General features: G+C 38.5%; 25 protein-coding genes and 3 pseudogenes. 10 read left to right on the top strand and 18 right to left on the bottom strand.

The window, feature by feature from the left end; genetic code table 11:
- Nucleotides 1–188: 188 nt before the first annotated feature.
- The 4 genes from IQ237_RS23620 to IQ237_RS27080 all read right to left on the bottom strand — a co-directional run bounded on the left by IQ237_RS23620 (nt 189) and on the right by IQ237_RS27080 (nt 5,364).
- Nucleotides 189–2,729 (bottom strand): fimbria/pilus outer membrane usher protein, encoded by a 2,541-nt coding sequence (locus IQ237_RS23620; protein ID WP_194059534.1) that lies wholly within the window; start codon nt 2,727–2,729, stop codon nt 189–191.
- Nucleotides 2,730–2,976: 247 nt separating this feature from the next.
- Nucleotides 2,977–3,741 carry a molecular chaperone gene (locus IQ237_RS23615; RefSeq protein WP_194059532.1) on the bottom strand — a complete coding sequence of 255 codons (765 nt, stop codon included), beginning with the start codon at nt 3,739–3,741 and terminating at the stop codon, nt 2,977–2,979.
- A 282-nt stretch (nt 3,742–4,023) separates the two neighbouring features.
- The gene (locus IQ237_RS23610) at nt 4,024–4,518 is read right to left on the bottom strand and encodes a hypothetical protein (protein ID WP_194059531.1); all 495 of its coding nucleotides are present in this window, start codon (nt 4,516–4,518) and stop codon (nt 4,024–4,026) included.
- A gap of 759 nt (nt 4,519–5,277) precedes the next feature.
- On the bottom strand, nt 5,278–5,364 hold the full coding sequence (locus IQ237_RS27080; RefSeq protein WP_375539919.1) for a DUF6887 family protein: 87 nt from the start codon (nt 5,362–5,364) through the stop codon (nt 5,278–5,280).
- 255 nt (nt 5,365–5,619) lie between these two features.
- Here IQ237_RS27080 and IQ237_RS23605 point away from each other — a divergent pair, with 255 nt between their 5' ends.
- Together IQ237_RS23605 and tatC are read left to right on the top strand one after the other, a co-directional pair.
- Nucleotides 5,620–7,809, top strand: a complete 2,190-nt coding sequence (locus IQ237_RS23605) for a transglycosylase SLT domain-containing protein (RefSeq protein ID WP_194059530.1) — start codon at nt 5,620–5,622, stop codon at nt 7,807–7,809.
- A gap of 233 nt (nt 7,810–8,042) precedes the next feature.
- Entirely contained in the window at nt 8,043–8,837 is a 795-nt protein-coding gene (tatC, locus tag IQ237_RS23600) for a twin-arginine translocase subunit TatC (protein ID WP_194059529.1), read from the top strand.
- Between the two features lie 500 nt (nt 8,838–9,337).
- Here the strand turns inward: tatC and IQ237_RS23595 are convergent, their stop codons facing one another.
- The 6 genes and pseudogenes from IQ237_RS23595 to IQ237_RS23565 form a co-directional block, all read right to left on the bottom strand.
- Nucleotides 9,338–9,592: a hypothetical protein gene (locus IQ237_RS23595; RefSeq protein WP_194059528.1), complete on the bottom strand. Its 255-nt coding sequence runs from the start codon at nt 9,590–9,592 to the stop codon at nt 9,338–9,340.
- The gene (locus tag IQ237_RS23590) at nt 9,579–9,851 is read right to left on the bottom strand and encodes a BrnT family toxin (protein WP_194059527.1); all 273 of its coding nucleotides are present in this window, start codon (nt 9,849–9,851) and stop codon (nt 9,579–9,581) included. The genes IQ237_RS23595 and IQ237_RS23590 overlap by 14 nt, the downstream gene beginning before the upstream one ends.
- Nucleotides 9,852–10,016: 165 nt before the next feature.
- Nucleotides 10,017–10,316 (bottom strand): annotated as a pseudogene (locus IQ237_RS26485) (type II toxin-antitoxin system RelE/ParE family toxin).
- Nucleotides 10,313–10,579, bottom strand: coding sequence for a type II toxin-antitoxin system ParD family antitoxin (locus tag IQ237_RS23575; RefSeq protein WP_194059525.1), 267 nt, complete (start codon nt 10,577–10,579; stop codon nt 10,313–10,315). Before IQ237_RS23575 ends, IQ237_RS26485 begins: the two are co-directional and overlap by 4 nt.
- Nucleotides 10,580–10,693: 114 nt before the next feature.
- Nucleotides 10,694–11,041: a type II toxin-antitoxin system RelE/ParE family toxin gene (locus IQ237_RS23570; protein ID WP_194059524.1), complete on the bottom strand. Its 348-nt coding sequence runs from the start codon at nt 11,039–11,041 to the stop codon at nt 10,694–10,696.
- The gene (locus tag IQ237_RS23565) at nt 11,038–11,292 is read right to left on the bottom strand and encodes a hypothetical protein (protein WP_194059522.1); all 255 of its coding nucleotides are present in this window, start codon (nt 11,290–11,292) and stop codon (nt 11,038–11,040) included. Before IQ237_RS23565 ends, IQ237_RS23570 begins: the two co-directional genes overlap by 4 nt.
- 116 nt (nt 11,293–11,408) lie before the next feature.
- On the opposite strand from IQ237_RS23565, the gene IQ237_RS23560 reads away from it, so the two are divergent.
- Together IQ237_RS23560 and IQ237_RS23555 are read left to right on the top strand one after the other, a co-directional pair.
- Nucleotides 11,409–11,585: a hypothetical protein gene (locus IQ237_RS23560; protein WP_190346269.1), complete on the top strand. Its 177-nt coding sequence runs from the start codon at nt 11,409–11,411 to the stop codon at nt 11,583–11,585.
- Nucleotides 11,575–11,739, top strand: a pseudogene (locus IQ237_RS23555) (type II toxin-antitoxin system PemK/MazF family toxin); the annotation flags it as partial. The gene IQ237_RS23560 and the pseudogene IQ237_RS23555, both read left to right, overlap by 11 nt.
- A gap of 155 nt (nt 11,740–11,894) precedes the next feature.
- On the opposite strand, the gene IQ237_RS23550 reads toward IQ237_RS23555, so the two are convergent.
- The 4 genes from IQ237_RS23550 to IQ237_RS23535 form a co-directional block, all read right to left on the bottom strand.
- Complete coding sequence (locus IQ237_RS23550) at nt 11,895–12,335, bottom strand: hypothetical protein (RefSeq protein WP_194059520.1); 441 nt, start codon at nt 12,333–12,335, stop codon at nt 11,895–11,897.
- Nucleotides 12,336–12,343: 8 nt separating this feature from the next.
- A complete protein-coding gene (locus IQ237_RS23545; protein ID WP_194059518.1) occupies nt 12,344–12,673 on the bottom strand; it encodes a hypothetical protein in 330 nt (109 codons plus the stop codon).
- 223 nt (nt 12,674–12,896) lie between these two features.
- A complete protein-coding gene (locus IQ237_RS23540; protein WP_194059516.1) occupies nt 12,897–13,235 on the bottom strand; it encodes a XisI protein in 339 nt (112 codons plus the stop codon).
- Nucleotides 13,223–13,642, bottom strand: a complete 420-nt coding sequence (locus IQ237_RS23535; protein WP_194059513.1) for a XisH family protein — start codon at nt 13,640–13,642, stop codon at nt 13,223–13,225. Before IQ237_RS23535 ends, IQ237_RS23540 begins: the two co-directional genes overlap by 13 nt.
- Nucleotides 13,643–13,826: 184 nt before the next feature.
- Here IQ237_RS23535 and IQ237_RS23530 point away from each other — a divergent pair, with 184 nt between their 5' ends.
- Nucleotides 13,827–14,822 carry a saccharopine dehydrogenase-like oxidoreductase gene (locus IQ237_RS23530; RefSeq protein WP_194059511.1) on the top strand — a complete coding sequence of 332 codons (996 nt, stop codon included), beginning with the start codon at nt 13,827–13,829 and terminating at the stop codon, nt 14,820–14,822.
- Between the two features lie 91 nt (nt 14,823–14,913).
- Here the strand turns inward: IQ237_RS23530 and IQ237_RS23525 are convergent, their stop codons facing one another.
- The 4 genes from IQ237_RS23525 to IQ237_RS23510 all read right to left on the bottom strand — a co-directional run bounded on the left by IQ237_RS23525 (nt 14,914) and on the right by IQ237_RS23510 (nt 20,554).
- On the bottom strand, nt 14,914–15,483 hold the full coding sequence (locus IQ237_RS23525; RefSeq protein WP_194059509.1) for a hypothetical protein: 570 nt from the start codon (nt 15,481–15,483) through the stop codon (nt 14,914–14,916).
- A 351-nt stretch (nt 15,484–15,834) separates the two neighbouring features.
- Nucleotides 15,835–17,052 (bottom strand): type II secretion system F family protein, encoded by a 1,218-nt coding sequence (locus IQ237_RS23520; protein WP_187039403.1) that lies wholly within the window; start codon nt 17,050–17,052, stop codon nt 15,835–15,837.
- Between the two features lie 166 nt (nt 17,053–17,218).
- Nucleotides 17,219–18,319, bottom strand: a complete 1,101-nt coding sequence (locus IQ237_RS23515) for a type IV pilus twitching motility protein PilT (protein ID WP_187039404.1) — start codon at nt 18,317–18,319, stop codon at nt 17,219–17,221.
- A gap of 216 nt (nt 18,320–18,535) precedes the next feature.
- Nucleotides 18,536–20,554, bottom strand: coding sequence for a GspE/PulE family protein (locus IQ237_RS23510; RefSeq protein WP_194059507.1), 2,019 nt, complete (start codon nt 20,552–20,554; stop codon nt 18,536–18,538).
- A gap of 398 nt (nt 20,555–20,952) precedes the next feature.
- Between IQ237_RS23510 and grpE the strand changes: the two genes are divergently transcribed.
- From grpE to IQ237_RS23485, 5 genes and pseudogenes are all read left to right on the top strand, one after another.
- Nucleotides 20,953–21,699, top strand: coding sequence for a nucleotide exchange factor GrpE (gene grpE, locus IQ237_RS23505; RefSeq protein ID WP_194059505.1), 747 nt, complete (start codon nt 20,953–20,955; stop codon nt 21,697–21,699).
- A gap of 295 nt (nt 21,700–21,994) precedes the next feature.
- Nucleotides 21,995–23,980, top strand: a complete 1,986-nt coding sequence (gene dnaK, locus IQ237_RS23500) for a molecular chaperone DnaK (RefSeq protein WP_194059503.1) — start codon at nt 21,995–21,997, stop codon at nt 23,978–23,980.
- Between the two features lie 711 nt (nt 23,981–24,691).
- On the top strand, nt 24,692–25,822 hold the full coding sequence (gene dnaJ / locus IQ237_RS23495) for a molecular chaperone DnaJ (RefSeq protein WP_194059501.1): 1,131 nt from the start codon (nt 24,692–24,694) through the stop codon (nt 25,820–25,822).
- Nucleotides 25,822–26,079, top strand: a complete 258-nt coding sequence (locus IQ237_RS23490) for a sulfurtransferase TusA family protein (protein ID WP_194059499.1) — start codon at nt 25,822–25,824, stop codon at nt 26,077–26,079. The genes dnaJ and IQ237_RS23490 overlap by 1 nt, the downstream gene beginning before the upstream one ends.
- Nucleotides 26,076–26,281, top strand: a pseudogene (locus IQ237_RS23485) (ribosome small subunit-dependent GTPase); the annotation flags it as partial. The gene IQ237_RS23490 and the pseudogene IQ237_RS23485, both read left to right, overlap by 4 nt.

Genomic DNA, 26,281 nt, shown 5'->3' with positions numbered 1-26,281 from the left:
CTTCCCCCCTTCCCTACCTCTCCCTAACCCTCTCCTACAAGGAGAGGGAAGCGGAAAAACTTTTGTTGCTGGAATGGGGGTTTCAAAGCCTCTCCCCGACGCGGGGAGAGGTTTGGAGAGGGGTTTATTTATACATTAAAAACTTTTCAAACATCCTCTAAGGGGGGTAAAAATTTGATATCTAAACTTTACTTGGGAGTAATTTTCAGTGTACCAACATCGTATATTCCCTTAGCATCAGATGGAATTGCAAAAGGAATCACCGCTGGAGGATTGGTAAATAAGCGAATTTCATAACGTCCTGGTTTTAATCCAGAAGTAGCAAACTTACCTGATTTATTGGTAAATATAGTAACTGGTTGCCAATTGCGATCGCCCACAGCAATAATCTCTGCTGATTGTAAAGAAATAGGTTCACCATTAGCATTCAATAATACCCCTCGCAAGAAAACGGTAGCATCTGTTCCCACTCGCACCAATGTACCACTGTTATAACTTGGCAAAACTTTGATGACGCGATCGCCTAAATCCATTCCCACAGGTAAATTAGGTGCATCAATGATCACAGTAGAAATATTATAAGGACTTAAATTTGGCACTACACCAAATCCTAAATTATCAATGCGAGTAGTATAACCACCGGAACTAGGATTAATACCGATTTCTTGACCTTTAATACCGTCTTTGGGAATTACTAAAGCAAAACTATTATTCAGAGGACGTGACCAGCCAAAATAACCATCGGCAAATACTAAAGCAGTACCAAAATTGAATTTAGTAGTATTAGCGATCGCATTATTTCCATTTCTAGGAAAAACCGCATCATGAGATAAATTCCCATCAAAACGATAACCTGTATAAGATAATCGCCCGTTAAAATTATAACTCCGATTATTTTGGGTTAAACTCAGGGAAGGTTTAGGCGTGCCGATAGTTCGCAACGGGTTATAATTCCAGTTGAGACGATTAGCAGGTTCTCCTTTATTATTGATATTAGATGATGCTTGGATTGATTGACGGCTTCGGGGTAAAGTCCAAGAAAAATTAATGTTAGCACGTTGTTCTGCAAAACCTGTCCGATCAAGATTTTGACTGAGATTGAGATTTACATTTAACCCATTGCGGAAAGTTCTAGAAAGACCAAGAGAAAATCTATAAGTATTAGGAATATCTCGCCCAAATTGATATCTGGTACTCAGATTTCCTCTCATATCTCCGAATAATTTTTGACTATAATTAGCAGTAATATCATATAAAAAATCGTTACGTGGTTTCGCTTCTCCCACTCTAACAAAATTTCGTCCTTTAGATTCTACAGTTAATCGAAAAGAACGTTGAGATGGATTATTTTCCCCAACTTGTAAGTATTCATAACGTAACTTACCAGCATAATCAATTCCTAATTGCTGATCGTGACTGAGGGCAAGATCCCAGCCCAAGTTACCATAATTGGTAGCAAAAATTCCCTCCAAACCAGCAAGTTGTTGTTGAAAATCTGCTTGTATATAAGTACCTCCTGTGAATTGATTAGTTAGACCTAAACGGTGGGATAAAGTCAAAATTGGTTGAGTAAAATCATAAGTGCGATCGCCATTACTTTCAATAGATGGAACACCCAAACTATAGGCAAATTGCTGTACTCCAGGTGCTAATAAATCCCCCGCCACTGGTTTATAAAAATTTAATCTTTGCACCCGACCCACATCATCTTTAATCACTAACTCTACATCATTAGTACCCGTATTCAAAGGCAAATCCCGAATATCTTGTTTTCCTGCTGGTAACTGTAAAGTTCGTTGTAATCTCCCATTAACTAATACATCAACTAATGAATCTTTTTCTAAGAAAAACTCAAATTGGCTAATAGGTCGAGTGACTAAATAAGGTTGTAAACTAAAATTTTTGGCAACAGAAATTCCCAGTTGAGGCTTACTATTTTGATAACCTGTAATGGGAAGAGCAAGATCCCCCACTACATAACGTAAAGCTTCTGCTGGTGCATCTCGCACTACTCGCAAATCTCCCCTAATCAAAGCAGGTTTTCTTGCTTCTGTAAAATTGCCGCGTCCCTCAAACACCCAGTTTTTATAATTCAATGTACCATCTACAGCTAAACGTAAAGGTTGCAATCCTATATTTGTTTGTCCTGAACCAGACCAAATATAATCTTTATCAGCGCGAAAATTGACATAACCGCTAAAAGTGCTAGGAAGCAAAGCTTTTTCACTATCAGGGGGTAATCTGCCAGCATTTAAATTAGCTACATTGGTGCGAAGTTGAGCAGGAGGAACTTGAATCTGTAATTCTAATTTAGAGCGATCAAAAGTTGCTTGTAAGCCATTTTCTAGCAAAATTTCTAGGCTTAAATTACCTTCATTATCAACCGCACTTGTCAGTTTTCCTTGGATATCTGGACGAATAACTTTTTCTGTTTCTGCTAACAAAGGTGCTGCTTGAATGCGAACTGTGGGACTATTTCCCAAGGTCAGCAATACTTGTCCTCTTTGTTGTCCATCAATAAAAAATGGAACAATTACTCTCTGGTTTTCGTTCCGGGGTTTCTTAAAAATTTCCTCAAATGTTGGGTCTTGGCTTTGCTTTTCAGGAGCTAAACTGGGCGATGGAGAAGGTGAATCTTGCCCTAAACTTGGTGCAGAATTAAATAAACTTGAGATTAAACAAAAAAATATAAATAATCTTAATTTACTAGGATTTAATCTTAGTTTCATTCAACACATAAATTTCTTTTTGAAGATGATTGACACTTACGGAAGATTGTTCTAAGAGAATGTCTGAGAAGTATTAGGTTTTGTCGAGATCCCCCCAACCCCCCTTAAAAAGGGGGGCTAAATTCTTCAAAGTCCCCCTTAAAAAGGGGGGCTAAATTCTTCAAAGTCCCCCTTAAAAAGGGGGATTTAGGGGGATCTTTTCAAACATCCTCTGAGGAGAGCTTGACAAAGGGGTTGATATTCTTGATTATTCAACATCTTTAAATGTAAATGTTCCTGTTACCTTGCCCACAGGTAATTGTTTAGGCCAAGGAATAGAAAACCGTCGTTGATTTCCTGCCAAAATTACCCCATTATTCACACCTTGTAACTCTTCTGATTTGAGATTAATTTGACTGCCTTTTTCGCTAGTTAAGTTTAAATTTAATTCTGATAATACAGCACGGCGAGTACCCTGATTATCAAAAGTAATTACTAAGCGGTCATTTCCGTCTTTTCCTTTTTCGTGAGTAATGGCATTCAGTACAACTTTAGACTGTACATTTTTGGGGCGAATATACACTGAACCCATGTAACGAAACATCATTTTTACCCCTCCTTGTGCTGTTTGGGGTGCTGATGGTTCTGGTTTTTTTAAGTTAATTGGTAATTGTTCAGCCACAATGCGATAATACAGTTCTTTTTCTGGGTTGGAATTACCTAACCAGGTAACACGCACAGATTGCACACCTTGGGGTGGTAGGATGATTTGGGATGGAAAAACTAAAAAATCATCATCAGCTTTTTCGGTGGTTTCTTTACCATCTATGCTGATTGTTCGCTTCACCATTGACAGTTCAACGGCGATTTGTTCTGAGCTATCATTAATAATTTTATAAGACTGGGTAGCACCTGCTCCTGCCGGTGCAAATACCCTAGAAATTGGGTCTAATTTGAAAGCTAATGCAGGGGAAATGGTACTTAATATTACAAAAACAATAAAAGCAAGAAACTGTTGAATTGAAATTTTCATGATTTAATTATTATTAAGTAGGTCAACTTAATTAAACGCAAAACCCCTCTCCCTCTCCTGCCAGAAGAGAGGCTTTCACTCCCTCTTCCCTAACAGGGAAGGCGGTTGGGGGGTTAGGTTTATTTGAAGTTAGATTAACTAATTTGAGGTAAAAAACCTTCAGAAAGATACACAAAACGGGTTTCTAAAATAGTTAATGCGACGTTGATGAATACGCATCACCATAGGAAACCCGATTGCTTTAAAACAGGCTAAAACTAAAACCTAAAATCAGTGAAAAGCTTAATTATCAGTTACTGTTAGGGTTATAGTATCACTGTAGTTACCTTGTTTTGGTACATTTGGGTTGCTAATCCGAATGTATAAATCTGTCTGAGGGGACCCCACCGACTGGCTGAAAGCATTTAAGGCACGAAAAGCACCGGGTTGACCATCGTTACCAGTTAGGTCAACTTCGTAATAAACAGCATTTTCAGGATCATTACTATCAACCAACAAACCGCCATTTGTCGAGCTTAGAGTTAAGGTTACACCAGAAAAATTGTTACTATTAAGAGTAAGGTCAGCAATTTTGACAGTCTGTTGCCCTGCTGTAGATAAAGGTAACTGTGCAGCATCGGCGGTTGCTGATGCCTCAATATCAATAACAGGAGCAACAGTGCCACCAATAATAATATTGGTACTGTCTGTACCAGCAAAGGCTGCTGATTGAAAACCAATGGCAGCAAGGGGACTAAGAATTAAGCTAGAAGCAATTAAAAAACGCTGTAAAGACATTGTAACTCCGTATTTACAAATTAAAAAACTACAGTAGTTTAACTCTAGATGTGTTGACTTTAAATTGTCTTCCCACTTCTTTTTGTTAGGACTTACGCAACATTGGACTAAAAACATGGTTCTTATGTTCAAATCCCTAGTAGGGGTTATTTCCTTACCCAAGATTTGACTAAAAACCTGGTTTTGATGTAGGGGTAATTTATGAATTAACCCTACTATCTCCTGAAAGTTTTTAGAAAAGGTAGAAGTCAATTGAGTGAACTTTTCTAGAAAGTGTATATTAGCACCTCCCCCCCCCCCCACAATAAATAGTATAAATACTGTATTATTATTTATCTTATAAGTAGTTCATTATACAGTATATTAAAATTCATTAAGATGCTGAAAATACTTTATCGAAAATCGCCGTAATACCCCATCCTTCTATAATCTGAGTTCGACGTAAGAGAATAACCTGGAATTGTCAATTAGTAACAATTTAAATCAAAACTGCCTTTGTCAATTAGTAATTTTATTTAAATTTAGGCAAAATTTATGTGATTTAATTAACATTAATACCGATTAATACATTAAGTATGCGATCACATCCTCAAGATAGTGTTTTTAACCTTAATTTTCAAAATTTTTGTAAGTATTATTGCTTATTAACAAATGATAAATAAATGTAACTTGTCACCAATGTGCAAGTTTTTATTAACAAGAGTTTCGGGAGTAAATTAAGTTTTTATTAATTGTCCATTATTTCTTATAAAAGTTGCGTCAAGCTTCCTCGTCCTCACGGTGGGTGAGTATATAAGTTCTCAGTTCTTTGCGACTCATCTTTTGAAAATCAAGCTTCCGTGTCATCATCAAACTAAGCTGTTGTGCATTTAATTTGTATAAGTCTAGCGGGCAAGATGCCCGCACCACAAGACTTAACAATATTAGGATTATAAAATTTAGCTGCGTAACAGCTTAATTCATGAATTACCCTTAGGCAAAAATCAGGTTTTTAGTCATATTTTGCCTAACTGCTACAACATTTCCAGTCAATAGTGTTAAAGTGGCAAGAAACTGATCGGAATCTTTCTTTTCCAGAAGCTAGACTAAAAGCGGGTATCCATGCTAAAGAAACTACAAAACAAGCAAATTTATTTGATTGCTGGTGCTGGGCTATGTGCCTTTTTAGTCGGGGGTATGATATCAGCCCCAGAAGCTGGAAAAACCTTGAGTAAATGGTTAAACTTGAGTCAGAGTCAGCCTGAGAAATTATCTGAGGCTAATAAATCCCAGTCAGTTGTATTTCGTTTGGTATCACAATCTTTACCGGAACGGGCGGCAAAACTGGCGGAAATTGCGGAGAATGGCAGTTCACCGGAAAGAGAAAGAGCGCGTTATCTGTTAGCAAGTGATTATATAGAAACTAATCAAGGTAAAAAAGCCCTGACATTGCTAGAAGGTCTAGAGAAAGACTATCCTGTTTTAGCACCATACATTTTACTCAAACAAGCCCAAGCACAAGATATTCTGGGTGAAAAAGGCAAAGCTTCGGATCTGCGGCAAAAAGTGTTAAAAGATTATCCTCAAGATGCAGCGGTAGTTAAAGCTATATATTTGATTGGGTTGCCAAAGCTACATGAACAGGCGATCGCTCAATTTCCTTCCCATCCCCTCACCTGGGAAATTATCCGCAAACGCCTACGAGAAAACCCCAATCAACCCAAGTTAAAATTAATCTTAGCTAAATATGCCTCTGATGAGCCAGGAATTACTGGTATTTTAGATCAGTTAGCTAAACAGCCCCAACTCACAGCCGCAGATTGGGATCTCATCGGTTCAGTATATTGGGAAAATAACCAATTTGCTAAGGCTGCCAGTGCTTATGCTAAAGCTCCAAAATCAGCTAAAAACATTTATCGTAGGGCTAGAGGTTTACAAATAGATAAAAAACGAGATCAAGCAATTACTATTTATAAGCAACAAATCCAACAATTTCCCGATGATGAAGAAACGGGAACAGCCTTATTAAGATTAGCAGAAATCACCCCTGGTAAAGCTGCCATATCTTATCTTGACCAAATTATTAATAAGTTTCCCAAACAAGCACCCCAGGCACTGGAACAAAAAGCTAAACTGCTAGAGTCGCTTAAAGATAATCAGGCCGCTACAGAAACCTGGAAATTATTGTTAGGTAGATATAGCAACTCGGAAGCAGCAGCAGAATATCGCTGGAAAAATGCCCTCAATAAAGCCAAAAATAGAGATTATGTAGGTGCATGGCAATGGGCGCAACCAATCGCTACAGAAAATCCCAGGAGTATTTTAGCTCCCAGAGCCAGTTTTTGGGTAGGAAAATGGGCAACTTTACTAGGTAAACAGGAAGATGCACGGAAAGCCTACGAGTATGTACTGATTCAATTTCCCCAATCTTATTATGCTTGGCGGGCTGCTAGTATTTTAGGTTTAGATGTAGGTGATTTTAATAACCTGCGGTTGATCAATCCAGAAATTATCCCGCCCCAACGTCCCGTACCTCCAGCGGGTTCTGATACCTTTAAAGAATTGTATTTGTTAGGACAGGATCGAGATGCTTGGTATGAGTGGGAAACAGCATTTAAAAATAACAGTCAACCTACTGTAGCCGAACAATTTACGGAAGGGTTGATGCGGTTAGCAAAGGGTGAAAATCTGATTGGTATTGCTAAGATATCTAAATTAGAAGATCGGGAAACACCAGAGGAACAAGCAGAATTTGCCGCTTTAAGTAAAGAAATCACCTATTGGCAAGCCCGTTATCCGTTTCCCTATTTTCAAGAAATACAAAAATGGTCTTTATCACGTCAACTTAATCCTTTGCTAGTTACAGCATTGATGCGCCAAGAGTCAATGTTTCAACCAAAAATTAAATCTGTGGTTGGTGCGACTGGTTTAATGCAGGTAATGCCCAGTACCGCTGCATGGATAGCACCACAAATTGGTATGGATATCAAAAACCTCAATTTGGAAAACCCCAATGATAATATTATGTTGGGTACATGGTATTTGGATCATACCCATCAGCAATATGGTAATAATTCCATGTTAGCGATCGCCAGCTACAACGCAGGACCGGGTAACGTAGCCAAATGGTTACGAACCATGCCTAAACAAGATCCAGATGAGTTTGTAGAAGAAATACCTTTTGGTGAAACTAGGAACTATGTGCGGTTGGTATTTGGCAACTATTGGAATTATCTGCGGTTGTATAATCCGTCAATTTCTGCTTTAGTAGCTAAATACTCAGAACAACAACCGAAATTACCGCAGCAGTAATGTTGATTGGTAATGGGTGATGGGTGATTGGTGATGGGTAATGGGTGATTGGTGATTGGTGATTGCTGATAAGACCAAAATGTAAGCGGGTTTGGGTAGTTCACAACTCCTTGATATCCTGACTCCTCGATATCCTGACTCCTCGATCTCCATTTCCCAAAACCAAGAAAACCTCTGTTGCTAGTCGCGCTGGAAGATAAAATAGTTAAGGAATGTTGCCTAGAAACTGACTCATGACATCATCACCAGACATAGATACTATTAATTCTCCCAATGTTGACAAAGAAGGATACAATAACTCAACAGTTGATCCCTTAGACGAGTTACCAGATGAAGTAGAAATGTCGTTTTTCGATCATCTGGAAGAATTGCGATCGCGCATTTTTTATTCTTTAATAGCTGTAGCGGTATGTGTAGTTGGTTGCTTTGTCGTTGTTAAACCACTTGTACAAATACTGGAAGTTCCTGCAAACGGTATTAAATTTCTGCAACTAGCACCGGGAGAATATTTCTTTGTTTCCTTAAAAGTAGCTGGTTACAGTGGTTTAGTCCTGGCCACTCCTTTTATACTTTACCAAATTGTGCAATTTGTATTACCCGGTTTGACTCGTCGTGAACGTCGTTTATTAGCACCGATAGTTTTTGGTTCAAGTATTTTATTTTTGGGTGGGTTGGTATTTGCTTATTTTCTACTTATTCCCGCAGCATTAAACTTTTTTGTTAGCTACGGTGCTGATGTGGTAGAACAACTATGGTCAATTGAAAAATATTTTGAATTTGTATTATTGTTGTTATTCAGTACCGGTTTAGCATTTCAAGTTCCCGTTATTCAATTATTGTTAAGTAATTTAGGTATTGTTTCTTCAAATCAAATGTTAGCCGGTTGGCGGTTTGTGATTATGTTTGCAGTGGTTTTGGGTGCGGTGTTAACACCTTCTACTGATCCTTTAACTCAAAGTTTATTAGCAGGTGCGGTTTTAGGGCTTTATTTTGGTGGTATTGGTTTGGTGAAATTAACGGGTAAGTAATAGAAAATGGGGAATGGGTAATAATTTATTGATCGCAGATCAAACTCATCCGATACAAAAAAGCTAACTAGGGTTTGCTGAGAAAGTCTTTTCGTGGAGGCAGGGAACTCTTAACAGGGAACAGGGAACAGTTTTAGCTATCTGTCATCCCCCCATTTTGGGATTTCTTGGTTTCAAAATGCACGGTTTTTCAGGTATACCCTTGAAAAATCTTGCACTTTATTTCCTTTTGTTCAGCCTCAAACCTTTGATTTATCTAGGTTTTATATTTGTTCAGCATTTTTTTCTGTTGTCGCAAAATGACTGCTTGGTTTAAAACATCTTGAGAGATGGGTAAAACTTCAGCAATTTGAAAAAACTCTGTCTAACAATACTTCAGTTATCAGCGTTTATCCTGAAGTGATGAGTGGTACTCCAGTCGGTTAGGAGAGAGTAAGTAATTACATTTTTGGAGGAAGTTGAAAAAGCAATGATTAGTAATGTAGCAGAAAATGAAAAAATTAGTCCATTTTTTCCAATGATGTATTGCTGTTGATAGCTGTAGAAATTTGATTTTCTTTCATAACTTTAATTAAAAATCTTAAAGCTTCATTCACTGCTTCCGCACTAGGAAACATTTCTGCTACATCAGGTTCTAAACGCACTGTCAACCCAGCAAAGCTTTTACGTTCAGTACCTAATTTCCTTACCCGTAGACTTTTTAAGTCATATTCTGGTTTGAGTTCGTCTTCCATTTCTAAGTTATCCCTGTTCATAAGCTTCTCTTTCAGTTCGTGTTACAAGTCTAGCACTAATTAACCGGATAGAGTCTTTTCTTTCTGTATAGGAAACAATTAATAAGCGTCCTTTATTTGACTGTCCAACTATAAGATAACGTTGTTCATCTATAGAATGATCTGGATCGTAAAAATCTATATAAAGTGGGTCATTAAAAACTGTTTCGGCCTCTTGAAAGGAAACTCCATATTTTGATAAGTTTTTCGCAGCTTTATTTTCGTCCCACTCAAATTTCATGTAATTCTTGTCAAATGTAATCTATGGAAAGTGATCAATGAGATTTTACAGCTTTTGGTAAATCGTTGTTAACAAAGTTAACCGAATTTATCATACTTTCTTTCTACTCTATATTGAAAATGCGTTAGTGAAGCATAGGATCTAGTAAAGTTGATCCTATTTATTTTATGGAGAATCATCAAAAACAGATGGAAGATTACGACGACCACTCACTACTCGCAAAATTTCAATCCCATCATCCAATACTCTATAAAAAATTATATAACCTTCGAGGGGTAAACCTCACAAATCATTACGTATTTCTGAATAGCTTTTACCACTGTTGGGAAAAGAAACTAATTGTTGACATTTGCGGTTAAATTCCTGAAAAAATTTTTCACCTGCTTCTAGGTTGTTTTGGGAGAAATATTCAGCAATTTCATTTAAGTCACGACTAGCGAGAATATTAATAACGTAACGATTCATTTTTGTACCTGTCGTTGTTGCTGAAAACGATCTAAAATCTGATTTACAAATGTTTCACCGTCAATAGGTGCTGTATGTTCTGAAATAGCGATCGCATCATCAATTTTTTCGCGCACTTCTTTAACCCATTCTGACTCAGCGCGATCATATTCATCTAGCAACTGGAGGGCAATTTCTATAACTTCTTCTACAGAGTGGTACTTTCCAGTTTGCAGTTTTGTTTGAATAAAGTGTTCTTGTTTAGGGGTGAGACTGATACTCATAGTTATTTTGGTTAAGTTGGTTGTAGATAATAATTATTATAATAATATAATTCCAAAAACTTATTTATTCTCAGGAGTGTTACTTTTATTCTACATCAATGTTAAAGCCTAATTTTAGGTTGCATCAGATTCATCTGGTGCTTCGCCAATTGTCTGCTGTGCGGCGTGACGAATATGAAGAATACGAACTGTAGAAACTTCCTTTTCTTCTATAATTGTGAAAATTATTCTGTATGCGTTGCGTCCTTTCCCATAAATTATCTGACGCATTTCTTGACTAAAATAATAATTTTCTCTAGCTAAAGAACATCGTTTTGGCATTTGTGATAAAGACTGAATTAATCGTAGTAAACCTGCATACCACTGGCTTGCTTTTTCAGGAGAAGTGATTTGAGACAACTGTAAAAATGATTTGTCTGCTTCTGTTTCTGCTGTGCTAGAGATTTCAATACGGTATTTCATGAATCCCCAGGCAGGTTATACTTGCGACGTTGTTCTTGGGCAAAATCATCAAAGGAACGAAAACGACCTGCTTCAAAGTCTTCTAATCCTTGCTGAATACCCTGAATAGCTGCTTCTGAGTCTTGTAATTCCCAGTCTAGGATATTCTCCAACAATTCAGCCGCAACAAAACTAATATCTTGTCCTTGCTGTGCTGCTTTCTCTCGCAGTCTAGCTTCTAATTCTGGACTAAGGGAAACAACTATCGCCATAACTGTATATTTTGGGCAAGGTTTCTAGATATTATTGTATATCAAATTATTAATTAGAAATGTACTTTGGTTGAAAATTAGTTTAATATTGATATTTAGAAGTATACAGAATTATTATGGATGCTTTAATTGAAGAACTAAATACAAAGTTAAATTACTGGCAACCAGCCGTAGCAGATCAAGTTCGCCGTTGTATTCTAGAAATTATCGAAATGGCAGATCAAGATGTTTTAGACATTCTCAGAACTCGTACAGTAGAACAAGAAGTGTTGGATTTGTTAGATGAACCCTAAGCTTGGTGAAGTTTGGCTTGCAGACTTGGGTATAGCTGCAAAAACACGCCCAATTGTGATTGTATCTCGTGATGATCCTGACCCACCACGAGCGTTGGTAATTTATGTACCACTAACTACCCAAAATCGGGGAAGTCTTTATAGTTATGCCATATTCTGAATCACCATTAATATATCTCCAATGATCAAATTTTCTGTAATTCTCCAAATCTTGTTCAGTTAACCTGTTATATCGCTTTTTACCAATCTTATCTGCAAGTTTAAATAATTCACGAATATCTTTATTTTGTAAATTCATATTTATTATTCCTAGAATTTTACTGTTCTGTAAGTTTTTTGATTGCGTTTCTTTTTAGGTTTAGATTTAGAATTTTGACTAAAATCAATAATTTCTATTTCTGTTTGAGGAAATTGTTTATCTATCTCTTCTGAAATTTCATTAAGTTCTTTTGCTAGTTCTTGCTGAAAATCTTGTATTTCTTCCTCTGTTAGATATTTATTACCAATACGATCAGCTTCTAAAAATAATTCTTCCAGGGTTAAATCTTCTACCTGATACTTCACTAAAAAATCTTGAATGGTGTTGTAAAGGTTAATAACATTATCCCAACCAAGATTTTTATAACCATTTTCTTTTAACCATTTTTGATCTTCTGGAGATAATTTAATTCTATTTTGTGAGTTATGTTTTTGAATTTCACGATAACTCATTCCTTGAAAGATTTTCTCACTGCTTTTCTTATTAACCATAACAATACTTAACCCTGTATAGATTGTAATAACTTGATTAAACCTTTACGAATTTCACTGTCTGACTTTAATAAGTTTTTTATATCAGCTGTTAATTTGAGTTTTATTTGATCTACTATATTTTTCAAATATTTATTATCTTTTTGTAGCTGACTATTAACTTCCATGAGTTTTTTATTTTGCAAATTTAATGATTCCACTAACTTAATTGCAATAGGTTCAGCATCAAGGATAATTAGTAATTTTTCACATTCTTCCTGATTGAATGATTCACTGATGCTTTTATTAATTCCATATTTTTCCTGTAAAATACTTTGTGCTTGACTCTTAGATGCCATAAATAAATTCCCTCAAAAATTCATCAATCAAAATGTTTATTTTTTAGATGTAGACTATTTACAATTTGATTATATTTGTCATATAAACAAAGTGTTTTTTAATATTAGTTAGCACCTTAAATAACACCCAGATTAAACATAGTTTGTTTTAACAAGTATTTACAAAAGTATTAATACCCAAGTGTTGTTATACTATTTACACCTGTAGATAAATCTAACTTACCTAAAAAACAGCAAACTCCGTATATTTCCTGATTTCAGGCGCTTTAAACCCTAAAATAATATGTGATTTTGGTATTCCCGCAGCCACCAAATCATTAGCAACCCCCTCCTCAGTACCATCATGTTGAATCCAAACCTTACCATCAATTAAATCAAAATGTAATAAACATCCATAGATCCGATAACCATTTTCCCAACCAGTTTCTACTAATAAATAATGATCATTTTTCTCATCTAACACTATTTCCACCTTCACCTGTGCATCATTACCAAAAAAATCTGCATATTCTTCAAGAACATTTTTAATAATCTGACGATATTGATTAGTTAAGGAATCCATTTGACAATTACCTCCTGTTCAGCATCAAAACTAAATAACCGAATTACACCATCTTCAATTAAAGTTTGACCAGCTTCTTCTTCAAAAACTGTTCTACAGGTGCTTTCAGTCACAGCCAAAAACAATTTATATTCGGGATAATAACGTGCTAATAAATGATCATATAAAACAAATTGACCAACAGCATCTTCCAAATCTTTTATATCCGAAGGTCGAGTAAAACTTTTCACCTCAACAGCTATTTTTTCGGTTTCTCGTTCTGCTGCTAACAATCTTTCAGCACCTAAATCAACAAATAAATTTTTACCTCTTGCTAAACGAATCCGCAAAGGATCATGGATAATTTTCCAACCATCTTTGATAAGTGCATTTTTTACAGTGTTGTGATAGATGTCCTTAGCTGGCATGGAATTGATGGTATAATGTCTTATTTTTAAGTGGTGCAGAAGAACAAGAAGATTTCAAAACCCCATTATCACTATATTCTAAATCAAGGTATCTTCTTTGCGCCTTTGCTCCTTCCCATCTTTGCGCGAAACTTTAATCAAAATAAAGCATAATTAACCATTAACCATACAGAGAAAAAACACAATGAACAAACAACCCATCCGCGTCGGAGTCCTTGGTTTTGGTGGACTCGGTCAAGCAGCAGCAAAACTCCTCTCCAGCAAACGAGAAATGATCCTCGTAGCCGCCGCAGATCAAAAAGGCTACGCATACTCTACAGAAGGCTTAAACACCGACGCTTGCATCAGCACCTACCAAAAACAAGGAACAGTCGGTTATTTAGAACCCTTTGGAACATTAAGCAACAACAGCATTCAAGACCTTATTCAAGCCACAGGTGACGCTGTAGATGGTTATTTCCTCGCTTTACCCAACCTTCCTAACGACTTTATCCCCAACGTCACCAAACAATTTATCCAAGCTGGTTGGAAAGGTGTATTAGTTGATGCTATCAAACGCACTAGTGCCGTAGAACAACTGTTAGCAATGAAAGACGAACTGCAAGCAGCAGGTATTACCTACATGACCGGTTGTGGTGCAACCCCTGGACTATTAACCGCCGCCGCCGCTTTAGCTGCTCAAAGTTACGCAGAAATTCACAGTGTAGTTATTACCTTTGGTGTGGGTATTGCTAACTGGGAAGCTTATCGTGCCACAGTTCGGGAAGATATCGGACATATACCCGGTTATACTGTAGAAACTGCTAGAGCAATGACTGATGCAGAAGTAGAAGCATTATTAGATAAAACTAACGGTGTGTTAACTTTGGAAAACATGGAACACGCCGATGATGTAATGTTAGAAATTGCCGGAATTTGTTCACGCGATCGCGTTACAGTTGGTGGTGTAGTTGATACCCGCAACCCCAAAAAACCTTTAAGTACCAATGTGAAAATTACCGGACGTACTTTTGAGGGTAAAATTTCCACCCACACCTTTACATTAGGTGATGAAACCAGCATGGCCGCTAACGTTTGTGGTCCTGCCTTTGGTTATTTAAAAGCCGGTCAAGAACTACATCAAAGAGGCCTTAATGGCCTATTTACCGCAGCGGAAATAATGCCTAAATTTGTAAAATAGGGGTTTCAATTTTGGATTTTGGATTTTGGATTTTGGATTGTATTTAACTACTTACAATCTAAAATCTAAAATCTAAAATTTAAAATTATTCTTACTCCTGACTCCTGCTGTAAGATTCTTGATATTCTTCTTGTTCTTCCTTTTCCTCATCCAAAATAGTTGGAGTTTGTATGACAAAAGGTAAATATGCACCTATTAAACCTCGTTGAATGCGTTGCGGGGTTTCAGGAAAAATCACAAACAAAGGATAAACACTATTTGCACCTTCGCTTAAAATATGACTATGACGGGGGTGCATGATCCATTCATATTGTTTATCCAACAAAACTTCAGTTTGTCTCCATCTTCCCAAAAAATCAGAAAAATCCTCATCAGGACGATGAATAAATAATAAAATTTCTACATCTGTTTTGATTTTCCATTCTGGGTCACACATAATCATGGCAATATCACAAGGTAAAGCCATTGTTTGTGAAGTTTTAGCTTCTAAGTCACGCAGTCTGACAACAGGTAAAGTAATAGTAATGACACTTTCCGATGGACGACGTAGACTAGGAATCATTTCCCAGTAAGGACGATGGTTTTTGAGTAGGGCGATCGCTGCTATATGATTACTATATTCTGCTAAACTAGCTTCATAAACAGATTTTTGTACAGACATATTATTATATTAATCCAACATTCAAAAGGAAAAATGAAAAATGTTAAAGTGTTAAAGGGTAAAAGTTCAACTTTAAAAGTTTTTTATTGTTTTTTATCCCTTCTACCCTCAAGTAACAAGTATTGTAACTTGTTAAGATTCTGGTAAGTATTCAGCAGTCAGCACTGTTGTTAAAAAAAAGATAAATGCCAATTTGTAAATGTCTATTGTGGAATTGGGCAATCTTTTGATTTGATCCAAAACCTATCTGTATTATAGGTTTAAGTTGATTACTGATTAGGGGTTACTGATAGCTGAATGCTTACAGATTCTCATACCTTTTACATGGAAAATGTTACTTTTCTGCAATCATCAACCCAGGGTTTCAAACACCTTAAACATTGGCAAATACATAGCCAACAAAATAGTACCAACCATCCCCCCAAGTACCACAATCATTAATGGTTCTAAAATGCTGGTGAGTGATTTCACAGCCTGTTCTACTTCATCTTCATAGAAATCAGCCACTTTCATCAACATACCATCTAACTCCCCTGTTTCTTCCCCAATCATCATCATTTGAATAGCCATTGCTGGGAAAACTTGGCTTTTCTTCAAAGCGGTACTAATCATACCTCCTTCTTGAACTTCTTTACGAGCAGCGTCTATAGAGTTAGCAATAATTTGGTTGCCTGATGTATCTCGCACAATTTCCAAACAAGTAATAATGGGTACACCAGAACGAGTTAAAGAACCAAAAGTACGGCTAAATCTAGCAACTGAAGATTTTTGGATCAAATCACCAAACAGGGGAACTTTTAGAGAAAGGCGATCAACTGTGAGTTTGCCTACAGGAGTTTTGTAATATTGCTTAAAGGCAATTTGAGCAACAATCAAACCAGCAATAATCGCTAAAGACCAATAACTTCTTAATATTGCACTACAAGTCATCAAAAATTGTGTCAGAGGTGGTAATTCCACTCCTATATCGCTAAAAATATTAGCAAAAATAGGAATCAGAAAAACCGTCATCCCCACAAAGATAGCAGTTGCCAAAAAACCTACTACCACTGGATAAGACATAGCAGACTTGATTTGGTTTTGTAATCGTGCCATATCTTCTAAAAGTTTAGCCAGACGATTTAAAACCTCATCAAGTACACCACCGATTTCTCCAGCTTGCACCATACTTACATACAAACCATCAAAACAGTCTGGATGCTTACGCATAGAATCGGAAAGGTTAACACCTGTTTGCACATCAAGACAAATCTCAGTTAAAGCTTTCTTGAGTTTCGGATTACTACATTGTTCTGACAGTACACCCAAAGCTCTCACAATTGCCACACCAGCATTCACCAAAGCAGCAAATTGACGGGAGAAAACCGCTTTATCTTTGACTGCCACTTTAACAAAAGAGTTCTGAATTTTCTCTAAATCAAAGCTGAAACTTTTAGATTCTTTCAGGTCTTGAACTATAAAACCTTTATCTCTGAGATTAGTACGAGCATCCGTTAAGGAATCAGCAACAAATTTTTCAGTTCGAGATTTTCCTTGGGAGTCCCGAACACGGGCAAGGTAGGTAGGCATAATATTTACTCAAAATTAGTAAATTGGTGATTGGTGATTGGTAATTGGTGATTGGTAATGCAATTTTGGATTTTGGATTTTGGATTTTGGATTATTTTTGTCAATTCCAATCTAAAATCTAAAATCTAAAATCTAAAATTTTTGTCACCAGTCACCAGTCACCTGTTTAACGTTTTGCACCTGCTGGTGGTGCTGTTGCACCAATCAAACGTTGAACTTCATCAGGTTTAGAAGTCTTAGACATTGCAGCTTCAAAAGATATAGTTCCAGCTTTGTATAAATCAGCTAAAACTTTCTCCAAAGTTTGCATTCCTAATTTACCTCCTGTTTGAATAGAAGAATAAATTTGGGCTGTTTTACCTTCCCGAATCAGGTTAGAAATAGCAGGTGTAACAATCATAATTTCTTGAGCCATCACCCGTCCATATTCACCAGGTTTAGGATTTTTCTTAGGTACTAAAGTTTGGCTAAAAACTGCCACTAAGGAGTTAGATAATTGTACCCGCACCTGTGTTTGTCTTTCTGATGGAAAAACGTCAATAATCCGGTCAACAGTTTGAGCAGCAGAACTGGTGTGTAGTGTACCAAATACCAAGTGACCTGTTTCTGCGGCAGAAATCGCCAAAGAAATCGTTTCCAAGTCCCGCATTTCACCCACCAGAATGATATCTGGATCTTCCCGTAAAGCTGCTTTTAAAGCATTAGCAAAACTCTTGGTATCTTCACCTAATTGACGTTGGTGGACTAAGCTTTTAATTGGTTCATAAACAAATTCCACCGGGTCTTCAACTGTTAAAATATGTTCGGCTCTGGTGCGGTTGATCAAGTCAATCATTGCCGCCAGGGTAGTAGTTTTACCCGAACCTGTCGGACCTGTTACCAGAATTAATCCTCTAGGCTTTTCAGACATTTCTCGGACGATATCTGGCAGACCTAATTTTTCAAAGTTAGGAATTTTAGAACTTAATGCCCGCAAACAAGCAGCATAAGCACCACGTTCTTTATAGACGTTTACCCGAAAGCGAGCTAAACCTTTCACACCATAGGAACAGTCTAATTCCCAGGTTTGTTCTAGGGTTTTACGCTGGGTATTATTGAGCATACTAAAAATCAGCCTTTGACATTGATCAGCCGTCAGTATGTGATCACCTATAGGGGTGAGTTTGCCGCTGATGCGGAAATAGGGAGGCAAACCTGCTGATAAGTGCAGATCCGAACCGCCCATGTCTATTAGCTGTTCCATCAAATCTTCAATCATGAATTCCATAGTTTATCTCCCAGATGAAAAATTAGGAAATAGGTGACAGGTGATAGGTGACAGGTGACAGGTGACAGGTGACAGGTGACAGGTGATAGGTGATAGGTGACAGGAGATTCGATTTTGGATTTTGGATTGTATCCAACCCACTGGAATCTAAAATCTAAAATCTAAAATCTAAAATCTAAAATCTAAAATCTAAAATTTTCTGCCTCCTGACTCTTGTTAATCTGTAAACCGAGGTGTCAGACAGTAAGGACAATCTAGCCACTCTGGTTGTAAAGTAGCATCACAGGTTTTACAGGTTAAACCACTCTTCCGTTTAGCTTTTAATTCAGCTTCCAAACCTGTATCTGTATATACTACCCGCTCTACTTCCTCCAGAGTGGTTGCACCTTGCCGCACTAAGTTAAGACTGTAAGCCAGCAAAGTTTTCATGCCTTCTTCGATGGCTACTTCCTTGATCCGTTCTGTAGGTGCTTCTTGGTTAATCAGAGTTTGCAGGTTTTCCGTAATCCGCATCACTTCATAAACACCACAACGCCCCTTGTAACCAATACCATTACACTTGGGACAAACCTTGATTTTGCCGTTATTTTCGGCTATGACTTCCGGTGGTATGGTGTTAGCTTTGTAGAAGGTGACAGCACCTTCTTGAGAAGCAGATAAACCATAACGAGCTAGTTCTTCAGGCGTGGGAGTATAGGGAATTTTACATTCTGAACAAACACGACGCATCAAACGTTGTGCTAATACACCAATCAGAGAACTGGAAACCATGAAAGGTTCAATCCCCATTTCACCCAAACGAGCGATCGCACCAGGAGCATCATTAGTATGTAAAGTAGTTAATACCAAGTGACCAGTTAGCGCCGCTTCAATCGCTGTTTTCGCTGTTTCCTTATCCCGTGTTTCACCCACCAGTAACACATCAGGATCTTGTCTTAAAAACGCCCGTAGTGCAGTAGCAAAATCCAGTCCTTTTTCCCGAATTACCTGTACTTGAGTCAGCCCTGGTAAACTGTATTCAACCGGGTCTTCTACGGTACTAATATTAATACCCGGATCATTGACTTCTGCTAGTGCAGAATACAACGAAGTAGTTTTACCAGAACCAGTAGGACCAGTCACCAGAATCAAACCAAAGGGCTTGCTGACCATATCCTGGACTATATGCAAAGTCTCCGGATCAGTAATTAACTTATCTAAACCCAACTGGGTAGATGAGTTATCCAAAATCCGCAGACAGATTTTTTCACCATAGCGACTGGGTAAGGTATTAACCCGAAAGTCTACTTTTCTACCATCAAAAACCCTGCGGATACGTCCGTCTTGAGGTAAACGCCTTTCTGCAATATCTAGATTAGAGATAATTTTAAATCGAGCCGTCACCGCCGGCACAATATGTTTTGGCATAGGTCGGATAGCTTCAGATTCACGTAGTACCCCATCTTTCCGGTAGCGAACTCGTAAATATTCTTCCTGGGGTTCAATATGAATATCAGAAACAGCATCTCGCAAGGCGACAAAAAGAATTTTATTGACAAGATTGATAATAGGGGCATCATCAGCATCCTTCATGGCTGCTGTCAGATCAACCTCTGAATCTTCTAAGGCCTCTTGAACCATATCTTGATTCAGACTTTCTAGATCCGAACTAATGTCTGTCAATTTTGCTTGCTGTATTTTCTCTTGGCGAGCCGCAAACTCATCCAAGTATTGGTTAATCAGCTGCTGGTAATCTTCCTGGGTAATAACCATCCGCTGTAGAGACAAGTTTTGCGATCGCAAGATGCGGTTGAGTTCATCACAAGCCTCTAGATTTTCTGGATCAACCATCGCCACCAAAACATAAGGAGGATTTTGGTCTTCCCGTTTCGACAGTGGTACTAAACGGTGACGACGACAGACATCTACTGGTATTAACTCTTCAATCAATTTTCCCACGCTCATGTTGCCAATTTGATTGACTTCTGGATCGAGGGATTCAACACCGTAGAGTATTTTTAGTTCAAATAAATGCTGTTTCTTGTACTCCCCAAGAAACTCAGGTGCTAGTTGTTGCCCAGTGATAGACTCTAATACATCTGTCAGCATTTTGCCAGATTTGCGGCTTTCAGCCAGAGCCTGTCTCATCTGTTCACTGTTGACATAGCCAGATTGTACTAGCTTGTTGCCGAAAGGCGAAAACTCTGTTCTGGTGGTAAGAGCGGTACTGCGCCGTTGTGGTGATGAGTAAGTCATAAGCAATGAGTAGGGGAAACCTCTTTTTCCAGTATTCCCACACTGTAGTCAATAATTCTCATAGTGAGTGTATTAAATTTCAGTTTAAACATTTTTCTTCTTAAAAATTTTTATTGTCAGGTGTCAGGAGTGAGGTGTCAGGAGTCAGAGGGCAGGAGGCAGGAGGCAGGAGGCAGGAGGCAGGAGGATGAAGAAATAATTTTCTGTTCCCTATTCACTAATAAGTGAGCGCATCTGTTCACCATTTGCCAAAATATTAAAATGGTGAAATTGATTCCCTGTGTTCAATTTCATGAATAATGTTTAAATTGTACAGTTTAAATGTTTCACACAGATTGAATCAAAAATCTACAATTGCTTCCAGCAAAGTCTTCAAAAGCATCTGGGATGAGTAGATAATGATGGATGAAAATAAACAAGTAAACAATACAAGCCAGCAATTGGGCGAACCAATAGAGGTAAACCAAGCAATGAACAGCGACTCACCAGCCGAAATTAACTCTCATGAATCTGGCAGCGATGTGACTGAGCAAACCCCAGAGCAAACCAATGTATCGGGAGAACCTGCTTTCACAGAAGAAAATGGTGTCGCTGCGGCAGAAACAACAGAAGTAGATACGGCGGCTTTAACACAATTGACTCAACAAATTGAGTTTTTGAGAATGCAAGTTGAAGAGCGTAGCACTCAATATATGCGAATCGCCGCAGATTTTGAGAATTACCGCAAACGGGTCTCTAAAGAAAAAGAAGAGATGGAAACACAGGTCAAGAGAAACACAATTATGGAATTGCTACCTGTAGTTGATAACTTTGAGCGGGCGCGGGCGCACCTCAAACCACAAAATGATGGCGAGATGACAATTCACAAAAGTTATCAAGGAGTGTATAAACAATTAGTGGATTGTCTAAAACGATTAGGTGTGTCACCAATGCGTCCTGAAGGTCAAGAATTTGATCCTAACCTGCATGAAGCCGTGATGCGAGAACCGACCAATGAACATCCCGAAGGAACAGTTTTAGAAGAATTAGTACGGGGATATTTTTTGGGCGATCGCGTGTTGCGCCATGCAATGGTGAAAGTTGCTGCGCCCCAGGAAGATACACCTACAGAACAGGAAGATGAGTCTAGTCAAGAAAACAGTTAAGCTGTATTCACTAGTCCTACTGACTGAAAAATTCTCAATTCAGCAGTAAAAATTACTGTTCTCAAACAGGATAGGGCTGTTGACTCTTGACTGAAGTTAATCAGCCCTTCCGCAAGCGGGTTTTATCAAAGACTAAGCGTTATCATCAGTAGCAGATATATGCTATAGCTTTATGTAATTCCACTTTGAACAACAGGATTTATTCAAACCTTGCCTTAAACCTCTAACCCCTGAGCGAAAAACTATAATTCCGTACAAAATTACAATAATAGCAGTCACTAAAAATACTGACAGTATGGGAAAAGTTATTGGAATCGACTTAGGCACTACTAACAGCTGCCTTGCTGTTATGGAAGGTGGTCAACCAATAGTGATTGCCAATTCCGAAGGAGGACGCACTACTCCTAGTATTGTCGGATTTGGGAAGAGTGGCGATCTTCTGGTTGGTCAACTGGCCAAACGGCAATCTATCACTAATGCAGAAAACACAGTCTACAGTATCAAAAGATTTATCGGTCGCCGTTGGGATGATGCTGAATTAGAACGCGATCGCGTACCCTATAAGTGCGTTAAAGGACGAGACAATACTATTGATGTGGAAATTCGGGGACGCAATTACACACCCCAAGAAATATCTGCCATGATACTGCAAAAACTCAAACAAGAGGCGGAAAACTTTTTGGGTGAAGAAGTGACTCAGGCAGTGATTACCGTACCAGCATATTTCACTGATGCCCAAAGACAAGCAACTAAAGATGCTGGAACAATTGCTGGCTTGGAAGTGATGCGGATCATCAATGAACCAACCGCTGCTGCTTTGGCTTTCGGTTTAGACAAGCAGGACCAAGAACAATTAATTTTAGTATTCGACTTGGGAGGGGGAACTTTTGATGTCTCTATCCTGCAACTAGGAGATGGCGTTTTTGAAGTTAAAGCCACTGGTGGTAATAATCAATTGGGAGGCGATGATTTTGACAATTGTATTGTCCTCTGGATGCTAGAAAAATTCCAGCAACAAGAGAATATTGACATTTCCCAAGATAAAATGGCACTGCAACGCCTGCGGGAAGCTGCGGAAAAGGCAAAAATTGAACTTTCCAGTATGCTCAATACTTCCGTTAATTTGCCTTTTATCACCGCTGATGATAAAGGTCCCAAGCATCTGGAAATGGAACTGAGCCGTGCTAAATTTGAAGAACTTACAGCCAAATTAATTGAAGCTACTATTGAGCCAATGATTCAGGCACTTAAAGATGCTGATCTCAAACCTGAAGATATTGATCGGATTATTTTGGTTGGTGGTTCTACCCGCATTCCCGCAGTACAGAATGCTGTGATTAAATTTTACAATGGCAAAACCCCTGATCGCTCTGTCAACCCTGATGAAGCGGTGGCACTGGGAGCGGCAGTTCAAGCTGGTGTGTTGGGTGGAGAAGTTGATAAACTCCTGCTTTTAGATGTTACTCCCCTGTCTTTGGGGCTGGAAACTCTAGGGGAAGTATTTACAAAAATTATTGAACGGAATACGACCATTCCCACTAGCAAATCCCAAGTCTTTTCTACTGCTGTGGATGGTCAAAATTCTGTAGAAATTCACGTTCTCCAAGGGGAAAGGGCTTTGGCAAAAGATAATAAGTCCCTCGGCAAGTTTCTCTTGGCTGGGATTCCTCCTGCTCCCCGTGGTATACCCCAAATTGAAGTGGCTTTTGATATTGATGTCAATGGTATCCTCAAGGTTTCGGCTCAAGACAAGGGTACTGGTAGAGAGCAGAGTATTCGGATTACCAATACAGGTGGTTTAAGTCAAGTTGAAGTGGAAAAGATGCGAAAACAAGCAGAATTATATGCTGAAGAAGATAGAAAACGTAAAGAACTGATTGAACTTAAAAACCAAGGTGATAACCTGTTGTTTAGTTTCAAATCTACGTTAAAAGACAATGGAGAATTCATTAGTCAAGAAATGAAAGCAATGGCAGATGAGAAATTAGACAAACTGCAAGAGGTGATGAGTGACCCCAATGTTTCCCTATCTGTTTTTAAGTCAATATTAGAGGAATTTCAACAAACTCTGTTTGCGATCGGTGCAGATGTTTACAAACGAGTTAGTAGCCCGGTCAATAGCCCATCGTCAGAGGGAGGAAACGAGGAGGAAGAAGACCTGAGTGATATTTCCTTAACTTTGGTAGAAGAAAGTTCCACAACAGCAACGTCGATACCACAATTCAATTTTGATTTTGATGAGGATAATACGGCTATATCTGATTATGAAGCGATAGATTAGGTAATGGGTAATGGGTTATTGACCTGCTATATAAAACCTAGACAAAGCTAGACTTTACTTTCTACTTCAACGGGAGCATGGGAGCGGTTATCCCTCTGTAGACTTTCACGGTGTAGCCCAACGCGATTGTGTTCCAATTAAGTTTCTGAAAAAGACTACCACCATCATTGCTTGGTTTTCGCGTCGGCAATAGTCTCAATTCAATACTTGATATCACCGTATTATATATCAAGTAGTTGATTTTTTCCGGAAAATATATTGATTTTTGTCAATATAAGTATAGTTTTGTCTATGAAATTGTCAACTTAGGACAAGCTCTCTCCCTGACTGCTGACTGCTGACTCTTGCTAAGTGTGAAGTATATGATGTTGTACCAAATATGAAACTAAAAGTATATGGTGGATTTCCACACCATAAGGTACGGTTAGTCCCTCTATTTGATGGGCTTATTTTTGTCGTTCTAAGTAGCACAATTGTAAAAGAGATCGGCTCAGGCAATGTCAGGATGATCGAGCTAAATTGACTCATCATGCCTTTGCTTTTGTCGTTAACCACAATGAATGTATCTGCTAATCAAGATTTACTGTTAATGTTTGTTAAAGGTAAAAGGTAAAATAAATTTATAAACAAAAATTAAGTGTTGTCTCTATTCCTTTACCTTAGTCTTTCAGATACTTCTGCTTTCTTACTTCTAACTTTTACCCTTGCTCTATGGCCCGCGACTATTATGAAATTCTAGGTGTCTCTCGTGATGCCGACAAAGAAGAAATTAAACAGGCTTATCGCCGCCAAGCCCGGAAGTATCACCCTGATGTGAACAAAGAACCGGGTGCGGAAGAACGATTCAAGGAAATAAACCGCGCTTATGAAGTGCTGTCTGAGCCAGAAACCCGCGAGCGTTACAACCGTTTTGGTGAAGCTGGCGTTTCTGGTGCTGCTGGTGCTGGCTTCCAAGATATGGGGGATATGGGCGGTTTTGCCGATATCTTTGAAAGCATTTTCAGCGGTTTTGCTGGAGGAATGGGTGGACCTACACAGCAAAGACGGCGTAGCGGTCCTGTACGGGGTGATGATTTACGTCTAGACCTGAAGTTAGATTTTCGGGAAGCGGTATTTGGTGGTGAAAAGGAAATCCGCATTTCTCATCTAGAAACTTGTGAAGTTTGTAGTGGTTCTGGTGCTAAACCAGGAACTCGTCCCCGGACTTGTAGCACTTGTAGCGGTTCTGGTCAGGTGCGCCGTGTGACTAGAACTCCTTTTGGCAGCTTTACCCAAGTGTCTACTTGTCCTACCTGTAATGGTACTGGGTCGGTAGTGGAAGATAAGTGTGATGCTTGTGATGGTAAAGGCGCAAATCAGGTCACGAAAAAGCTAAAAATTACTATTCCTGCTGGGGTAGATAATGGTACACGCTTGCGGATCTCCCAAGAAGGTGATGCGGGTCAACGAGGTGGACCGGCGGGAGATTTGTATGTTTACTTATTCGTGAATGAGGATGAAGAATTTCAGCGTGATGGTATTAATGTTCTTTCGGAAATCAAACTCAGCTACTTGCAAGCAATTTTAGGTTGCCGTTTGGAGGTGAATACTGTAGATGGTCCGGTAGAGTTAATTATTCCCCCAGGAACTCAGCCAAACACGGTGATGAGACTGGAAAGTCGTGGTGTACCTCGTTTGGGAAATCCTGTGAGTCGGGGCGATCATCTACTAACTGTATTAATTGATATTCCCAGCAAGATTACCCCAGAGGAAAGAGAGTTGTTGGAAAAACTAGCTAAAATTAAAGGAGACAGAACTGGTAAAGGTGGTTTAGAAGGTTTTTTGGGAAGTTTGTTTAAGTGATGAATACATCGTCTCTGTTAACTCCTGATGCTCAACTGGACTTGCGTGGTACTCCTTGTCCAATTAATTTTGTACGGACTAAGTTACGTCTGGAACAAATGCCAGATGGCAGTTTATTGGAAGTCTGGTTAGATGGGGGTGAACCTATTGAACAAGTTCCTGATAGTTTAACTATGGCTGGTTATCAGGTGGAAAACATTACTGACTGTTATGGTTATTTTTCTCTGTTAGTGCGTCGTCCGGTAACTGCTGCATGATGGGAGATTCTGTTTCTACTACAGGGGAGTTACTGGGTACGGTGTTAGCTGTACAGGCTAATTTTTATCGGGTGCAGTTAGATCAAGGAGTCAGGAGTCAGGAGTCAGGAGTCAGGAGTCAGGAGATCAAGGAGTCAGGAGATCAAGGAGTCACCAGTCACCAGTCACCAGTCACCAGTCCTCAGTCCCCAGTCCCCAGTCC

The organism is Sphaerospermopsis sp. LEGE 08334, assembly GCF_015207205.1.
Taxonomy (GTDB): domain Bacteria; phylum Cyanobacteriota; class Cyanobacteriia; order Cyanobacteriales; family Nostocaceae; genus Sphaerospermopsis.
This window is presented reverse-complemented; position numbering and strand designations above follow the sequence as displayed.

What these genes read in the sequence shown, in the direction of transcription:
- IQ237_RS23620 (WP_194059534.1), bottom strand. Translation starts at nt 2,729, where the DNA reads ATGAAACTAAGATTAAATCCTAGTAAATTAAGATTATTTATATTTTTT.
- IQ237_RS23615 (WP_194059532.1), bottom strand. Translation starts at nt 3,741, where the DNA reads ATGAAAATTTCAATTCAACAGTTTCTTGCTTTTATTGTTTTTGTAATA.
- IQ237_RS23610 (WP_194059531.1), bottom strand. Translation starts at nt 4,518, where the DNA reads ATGTCTTTACAGCGTTTTTTAATTGCTTCTAGCTTAATTCTTAGTCCC.
- IQ237_RS27080 (WP_375539919.1), bottom strand. Translation starts at nt 5,364, where the DNA reads ATGACACGGAAGCTTGATTTTCAAAAGATGAGTCGCAAAGAACTGAGA.
- IQ237_RS23605 (WP_194059530.1), top strand. Translation starts at nt 5,620, where the DNA reads ATGCTAAAGAAACTACAAAACAAGCAAATTTATTTGATTGCTGGTGCT.
- tatC (WP_194059529.1), top strand. Translation starts at nt 8,043, where the DNA reads ATGACATCATCACCAGACATAGATACTATTAATTCTCCCAATGTTGAC.
- IQ237_RS23595 (WP_194059528.1), bottom strand. Translation starts at nt 9,592, where the DNA reads ATGAACAGGGATAACTTAGAAATGGAAGACGAACTCAAACCAGAATAT.
- IQ237_RS23590 (WP_194059527.1), bottom strand. Translation starts at nt 9,851, where the DNA reads ATGAAATTTGAGTGGGACGAAAATAAAGCTGCGAAAAACTTATCAAAA.
- IQ237_RS23575 (WP_194059525.1), bottom strand. Translation starts at nt 10,579, where the DNA reads ATGAGTATCAGTCTCACCCCTAAACAAGAACACTTTATTCAAACAAAA.
- IQ237_RS23570 (WP_194059524.1), bottom strand. Translation starts at nt 11,041, where the DNA reads ATGAAATACCGTATTGAAATCTCTAGCACAGCAGAAACAGAAGCAGAC.
- IQ237_RS23565 (WP_194059522.1), bottom strand. Translation starts at nt 11,292, where the DNA reads ATGGCGATAGTTGTTTCCCTTAGTCCAGAATTAGAAGCTAGACTGCGA.
- IQ237_RS23560 (WP_190346269.1), top strand. Translation starts at nt 11,409, where the DNA reads ATGGATGCTTTAATTGAAGAACTAAATACAAAGTTAAATTACTGGCAA.
- IQ237_RS23550 (WP_194059520.1), bottom strand. Translation starts at nt 12,335, where the DNA reads ATGGTTAATAAGAAAAGCAGTGAGAAAATCTTTCAAGGAATGAGTTAT.
- IQ237_RS23545 (WP_194059518.1), bottom strand. Translation starts at nt 12,673, where the DNA reads ATGGCATCTAAGAGTCAAGCACAAAGTATTTTACAGGAAAAATATGGA.
- IQ237_RS23540 (WP_194059516.1), bottom strand. Translation starts at nt 13,235, where the DNA reads ATGGATTCCTTAACTAATCAATATCGTCAGATTATTAAAAATGTTCTT.
- IQ237_RS23535 (WP_194059513.1), bottom strand. Translation starts at nt 13,642, where the DNA reads ATGCCAGCTAAGGACATCTATCACAACACTGTAAAAAATGCACTTATC.
- IQ237_RS23530 (WP_194059511.1), top strand. Translation starts at nt 13,827, where the DNA reads ATGAACAAACAACCCATCCGCGTCGGAGTCCTTGGTTTTGGTGGACTC.
- IQ237_RS23525 (WP_194059509.1), bottom strand. Translation starts at nt 15,483, where the DNA reads ATGTCTGTACAAAAATCTGTTTATGAAGCTAGTTTAGCAGAATATAGT.
- IQ237_RS23520 (WP_187039403.1), bottom strand. Translation starts at nt 17,052, where the DNA reads ATGCCTACCTACCTTGCCCGTGTTCGGGACTCCCAAGGAAAATCTCGA.
- IQ237_RS23515 (WP_187039404.1), bottom strand. Translation starts at nt 18,319, where the DNA reads ATGGAATTCATGATTGAAGATTTGATGGAACAGCTAATAGACATGGGC.
- IQ237_RS23510 (WP_194059507.1), bottom strand. Translation starts at nt 20,554, where the DNA reads ATGACTTACTCATCACCACAACGGCGCAGTACCGCTCTTACCACCAGA.
- grpE (WP_194059505.1), top strand. Translation starts at nt 20,953, where the DNA reads ATGATGGATGAAAATAAACAAGTAAACAATACAAGCCAGCAATTGGGC.
- dnaK (WP_194059503.1), top strand. Translation starts at nt 21,995, where the DNA reads ATGGGAAAAGTTATTGGAATCGACTTAGGCACTACTAACAGCTGCCTT.
- dnaJ (WP_194059501.1), top strand. Translation starts at nt 24,692, where the DNA reads ATGGCCCGCGACTATTATGAAATTCTAGGTGTCTCTCGTGATGCCGAC.
- IQ237_RS23490 (WP_194059499.1), top strand. Translation starts at nt 25,822, where the DNA reads ATGAATACATCGTCTCTGTTAACTCCTGATGCTCAACTGGACTTGCGT.